This is a genomic window from Dyella subtropica (assembly GCF_026283965.1).
GTDB classification, from domain to species: Bacteria; Pseudomonadota; Gammaproteobacteria; order Xanthomonadales; family Rhodanobacteraceae; genus Dyella_D; species Dyella_D subtropica.
This window is the reverse complement of sequence record NZ_JAPDPD010000041.1, coordinates 1-5,630: the sequence shown is the minus strand read 5'-3', so window position 1 is coordinate 5,630 and position 5,630 is coordinate 1. Positions and strand designations below refer to the sequence as shown.

The window sequence follows — 5,630 nt, the reverse complement described above, 5'->3', positions numbered from 1 at the left end:
AAAAATTTCTTCGCTGCAGGTGTTGACGAGATGGAAAGACGATGTAGAATGGGCGGCTCACCCGGGACGAAACGTTTCGGGGCGACTTGAAGAAAGAGTCGCAAGTGATTGATCTTTGACAGTGTGCGCAGGTGACTTGTGTGGGCGTCTTGCGGTGGATGATTCAAGTCCATTAATGCAAGCGTCTAACCTAAGAGTCAATTCAAAAGCTTGACGTTTTATGGTTAGGACTAACGCTTCAGAAAGATAGATTGCATGTCTGCCTTCGGGTGGGGATGTGGTCGAAAACTTAAGTGAAGAGTTTGATCCTGGCTCAGATTGAACGCTGGCGGCATGCCTAACACATGCAAGTCGAACGGCAGCACAGCAGTAGCAATACTGTGGGTGGCGAGTGGCGGACGGGTGAGTAATGCATCGGGACCTACCTAGACGTGGGGGATAACGTAGGGAAACTTACGCTAATACCGCATACGTCCTACGGGAGAAAGCGGGGGATCGAAAGACCTCGCGCGGTTAGACGGACCGATGTTCGATTAGCTAGTTGGTAGGGTAATGGCCTACCAAGGCGACGATCGATAGCTGGTCTGAGAGGATGATCAGCCACACTGGAACTGAGACACGGTCCAGACTCCTACGGGAGGCAGCAGTGGGGAATATTGGACAATGGGCGCAAGCCTGATCCAGCAATGCCGCGTGTGTGAAGAAGGCCTTCGGGTTGTAAAGCACTTTTATCAGGAGCGAAATACTACCGGCTAATATCCGGTGGGGCTGACGGTACCTGAGGAATAAGCACCGGCTAACTTCGTGCCAGCAGCCGCGGTAATACGAAGGGTGCAAGCGTTAATCGGAATTACTGGGCGTAAAGCGTGCGTAGGCGGTGAGTTAAGTCTGTCGTGAAATCCCCGGGCTCAACCTGGGAATGGCGATGGATACTGGCTCGCTAGAGTGTGATAGAGGATGGTGGAATTCCCGGTGTAGCGGTGAAATGCGTAGAGATCGGGAGGAACATCAGTGGCGAAGGCGGCCATCTGGATCAACACTGACGCTGAGGCACGAAAGCGTGGGGAGCAAACAGGATTAGATACCCTGGTAGTCCACGCCCTAAACGATGCGAACTGGATGTTGGTCTCAACTCGGAGATCAGTGTCGAAGCTAACGCGTTAAGTTCGCCGCCTGGGGAGTACGGTCGCAAGACTGAAACTCAAAGGAATTGACGGGGGCCCGCACAAGCGGTGGAGTATGTGGTTTAATTCGATGCAACGCGAAGAACCTTACCTGGCCTTGACATGTCTGGAATCCTGCAGAGATGCGGGAGTGCCTTCGGGAATCAGAACACAGGTGCTGCATGGCTGTCGTCAGCTCGTGTCGTGAGATGTTGGGTTAAGTCCCGCAACGAGCGCAACCCTTGTCCTTAGTTGCCAGCACGTAATGGTGGGAACTCTAAGGAGACTGCCGGTGACAAACCGGAGGAAGGTGGGGATGACGTCAAGTCATCATGGCCCTTACGGCCAGGGCTACACACGTACTACAATGGTCGGTACAGAGGGTTGCAATACCGCGAGGTGGAGCCAATCCCAGAAAGCCGATCCCAGTCCGGATCGAAGTCTGCAACTCGACTTCGTGAAGTCGGAATCGCTAGTAATCGCAGATCAGCTATGCTGCGGTGAATACGTTCCCGGGCCTTGTACACACCGCCCGTCACACCATGGGAGTGAGTTGCTCCAGAAGCCGTTAGTCTAACCGCAAGGGGGACGACGACCACGGAGTGGTTCATGACTGGGGTGAAGTCGTAACAAGGTAGCCGTATCGGAAGGTGCGGCTGGATCACCTCCTTTCGAGAACGACTGAACTTTCCCGCAAGACGTCCACACAAGACACCTGCTTTATTTCACGCAAAATCCCTTTTGCGAAGAGCTAAACCAGCCATCCATGGCTGGACTCTTCAACGAAACGCCGCTTCGATGCTAGGCATTGATGGCGACGTTTTTGTTTCAGAAGGCGAGGTTCCCGGGTCTGTAGCTCAGGTGGTTAGAGCGCACCCCTGATAAGGGTGAGGCCGGTGGTTCGAGTCCTCCCAGACCCACCACCAAATCACTTGGGGCCATAGCTCAGCTGGGAGAGCACCTGCTTTGCAAGCAGGGGGTCGTCAGTTCGATCCTGACTGGCTCCACCATTTGGTGACACCGTGAAGTAAAGACAGCGCACACAAAGATTTTGAAACGAGACGGCACTGTAGCCGTTCTTGTGTTCTTTGAAAATGTAAACGAGTGACAAGCGTCTTGGTTTGAAACCAAACCGAGATGTGTCGTTGAGGCAATTAAGCGAACGCGTTGTTTGGCATGGATTGGCATCACCTCGTAAGTGATGTGCAATCGGCCCTGAGGCGACTTGGGGTTATATGGTCAAGCGACCAAGCGTATACGGTGGATGCCTTGGCAGTCAGAGGCGATGAAGGACGTGGCAGCCTGCGAAAAGTGTCGGGGAGCTGGCAACAAGCTTTGATCCGGCAATGTCCGAATGGGGAAACCCACTCCGTAAGGAGTACTGCATAGTGAATACATAGCTATGCAGAGCGAACCCGGGGAACTGAAATATCTAAGTACCCGGAGGAAAAGAAATCAACCGAGATTCCCTGAGTAGCGACGAGCGAACGGGGAGCAGCCCAAAAGCGCATTGTGTTCTAGTCAAACGGTCTGGAAAGTCCGGCCATAGCGGGTGATAGCCCCGTAGGCGAAAGGGCATAGTGCGTGAAATTGAGTAAGGCGGGGCACGTGAAACCCTGTCTGAACATGGGGGGACCATCCTCCAAGGCTAAATACTCCTGACTGACCGATAGCGAACAAGTACCGTGAGGGAAAGGCGAAAAGAACCCCGGAGAGGGGAGTGAAATAGACCCTGAAACCGTATACGTACAAGCAGTGGAAGCCCGCAAGGGTGACTGCGTACCTTTTGTATAATGGGTCAGCGACTTACTGTCAGTGGCAAGCTTAACCGTATAGGGGAGGCGAAGGGAAACCGAGTCTGAATAGGGCGCATAGTCTCTGGCAGTAGACCCGAAACCGAGTGATCTATCCATGGCCAGGTTGAAGGTGCGGTAACACGCACTGGAGGACCGAACCCACATCTGTTGCAATAGATGGGGATGAGCTGTGGATAGGAGTGAAAGGCTAAACAAACTCGGAGATAGCTGGTTCTCCTCGAAAGCTATTTAGGTAGCGCCTCGTATGAATCTTCCTGGGGGTAGAGCACTGTTATGGCTAGCGGGTCATCGCGACTTAGCAAACCATGGCAAACTCCGAATACCAGGACAGAATGTACGGGAGACACACGGCGGGTGCTAACGTCCGTCGTGAAAAGGGAAACAACCCAGACCCGCAGCTAAGGTCCCCAAGTTATCGCTAAGTGGAAAACGATGTGGAAAGGCATAGACAGCCAGGAGGTTGGCTTAGAAGCAGCCACCCTTTAAAGAAAGCGTAATAGCTCACTGGTCGAGTCGGTCTGCGCGGAAGATTTAACGGGGCTAAGCGATACACCGAAGCTCGGGGTGCATAGCAATATGCGCGGTAGAGGAGCGTTCCGTAAGCCTGCGAAGGTGGATTGAGAAGTCTGCTGGAGGTATCGGAAGTGCGAATGCTGACATGAGTAACGATAATGGGGGTGAAAAGCCCCCACGCCGAAAGCCCAAGGTTTCCTCGCGCAACGTTCATCGGCGCAGGGTGAGTCGGCCCCTAAGGCGAGGCAGAAATGCGTAGTCGATGGGAAGCTGGTTAATATTCCAGCACTTGTCTGTAGTGCGATGTGGGGACGGAGAAAGTTAGGTCTACCGGGCGTTGGTTGTCCCGGGGAAAGGCGGTAGGCATGCATCTTTGGCAAATCCGGGATGCTTTATGCCGAGCACCGAGACGAGTCCTATTGGACGAAGTGACTGATACTACGCTTCCAGGAAAAGCCACTAAGCTTCAGCTACAGAGAAACCGTACCGTAAACCGACACTGGTAGGCAGGGTGAGAATCCCAAGGCGCTTGAGAGAACTCGGGTGAAGGAACTAGGCAAAATGGCACCGTAACTTCGGGAGAAGGTGCGCCCATTGGTGTGGCTACATGCGTAGCTGAGCACTGATGGGTCGCAGTAACCTGGCCGCTGCGACTGTTTATCAAAAACACAGCACTCTGCAAACACGAAAGTGGACGTATAGGGTGTGACGCCTGCCCGGTGCTGGAAGGTTAATTGATGGGGTCAGCCGCAAGGCGAAGCTCTTGATCGAAGCCCCAGTAAACGGCGGCCGTAACTATAACGGTCCTAAGGTAGCGAAATTCCTTGTCGGGTAAGTTCCGACCTGCACGAATGGCGTAACGACAGCGGCGCTGTCTCCACCCGAGACTCAGTGAAATTGAAATCGCTGTGAAGATGCAGCGTTCCCGCGGCAAGACGGAAAGACCCCGTGAACCTTTACTATAGCTTTACACTGAACGTTGAGTTCTTCTGTGTAGGATAGGTGGGAGGCTATGAAACCGAGACGCTAGTTTCGGTGGAGCCATCCTTGAAATACCACCCTGAAGTGCTTGACGTTCTAACCTAGGTCCGTAATCCGGATCGGGGACCGTGTATGGTGGGTAGTTTGACTGGGGCGGTCTCCTCCCAAAGAGTAACGGAGGAGCACGAAGGTACGCTCAGCGCGGTCGGACATCGCGCACTGTGTGCAAAGGCATAAGCGTGCTTGACTGCGAGATCGACGGATCAAGCAGGTACGAAAGTAGGTCTTAGTGATCCGGTGGTTCTGTATGGAAGGGCCATCGCTCAACGGATAAAAGGTACTCCGGGGATAACAGGCTGATACCGCCCAAGAGTTCATATCGACGGCGGTGTTTGGCACCTCGATGTCGGCTCATCACATCCTGGGGCTGTAGCCGGTCCCAAGGGTATGGCTGTTCGCCATTTAAAGTGGTACGCGAGCTGGGTTCAGAACGTCGTGAGACAGTTCGGTCCCTATCTGTCGTGGGCGTTGGAGATTTGAGGGGGGCTGCTCCTAGTACGAGAGGACCGGAGTGGACGTTCCGCTGGTGTTCGGGTTGTCATGCCCATGGCATTGCCCGGTAGCTACGAACGGAAGTGATAACCGCTGAAAGCATCTAAGCGGGAAGCACGCCCCAAGATGAGATCTCCCGAGACTTCGAGTCTCCTTAAGGCACCATCAAGACTAGGTGGTTGATAGGCGCGGTGTGGAAGTGCAGCAATGCATTGAGCTTACGCGTACTAATGAGCCGTGCGGCTTGACCATATAACCCCAAGACGCTTCGCGCGCCTCAGCGAACCATCTCGAATACATTTCACCTCGACGCTTGTCACTCGTTTACCCTTTATCCAACGCGAGATCCATCTCGCGGAAGAGCTAAAACCAGCCATTCTTGGCTGGACTCTTCAAAGTTGTGGAGCCGGCGCTCAAGGCGCTGCTCCCACCCTTTCCCTGGCGGCTATAGCGCTGTGGTCCCACCCGATCCCATCCCGAACTCGGAAGTGAAACGCAGCTGCGCCGATGGTAGTGTGGCATTGCCCATGCAAGAGTAGGTCACCGCCAGGGGCTTCATCCCAAACCCTCCGTAGCTCGCGCTACGGAGGGTTTTTCTTTGCGG

Annotated in this window: 2 tRNA genes and 3 rRNA genes; all 5 read left to right on the top strand. The window is 54.0% G+C overall.

Annotation, left to right across the window (positions count from 1 at the left end):
- The first annotated feature begins 290 nt into the window (after nt 1-290).
- The 5 genes from OUZ45_RS20725 to rrf all read left to right on the top strand — a co-directional run bounded on the left by OUZ45_RS20725 (nt 291) and on the right by rrf (nt 5,578).
- Nucleotides 291-1,835 (top strand): 16S ribosomal RNA (locus OUZ45_RS20725).
- 174 nt (nt 1,836-2,009) lie between these two features.
- Nucleotides 2,010-2,086 (top strand) — tRNA-Ile (locus OUZ45_RS20720).
- Nucleotides 2,087-2,097: 11 nt separating this feature from the next.
- Nucleotides 2,098-2,173 (top strand) — tRNA-Ala (locus OUZ45_RS20715).
- A 227-nt stretch (nt 2,174-2,400) separates the two neighbouring features.
- Nucleotides 2,401-5,278: ribosomal RNA gene (locus OUZ45_RS20710) — 23S ribosomal RNA — on the top strand.
- Nucleotides 5,279-5,463: 185 nt separating this feature from the next.
- Nucleotides 5,464-5,578: ribosomal RNA gene (gene rrf, locus OUZ45_RS20705) — 5S ribosomal RNA — on the top strand.
- Together the 16S, 23S and 5S rRNA genes with 2 tRNA genes alongside form the textbook arrangement of a ribosomal RNA operon.
- Nucleotides 5,579-5,630: the final 52 nt, after the last annotated feature.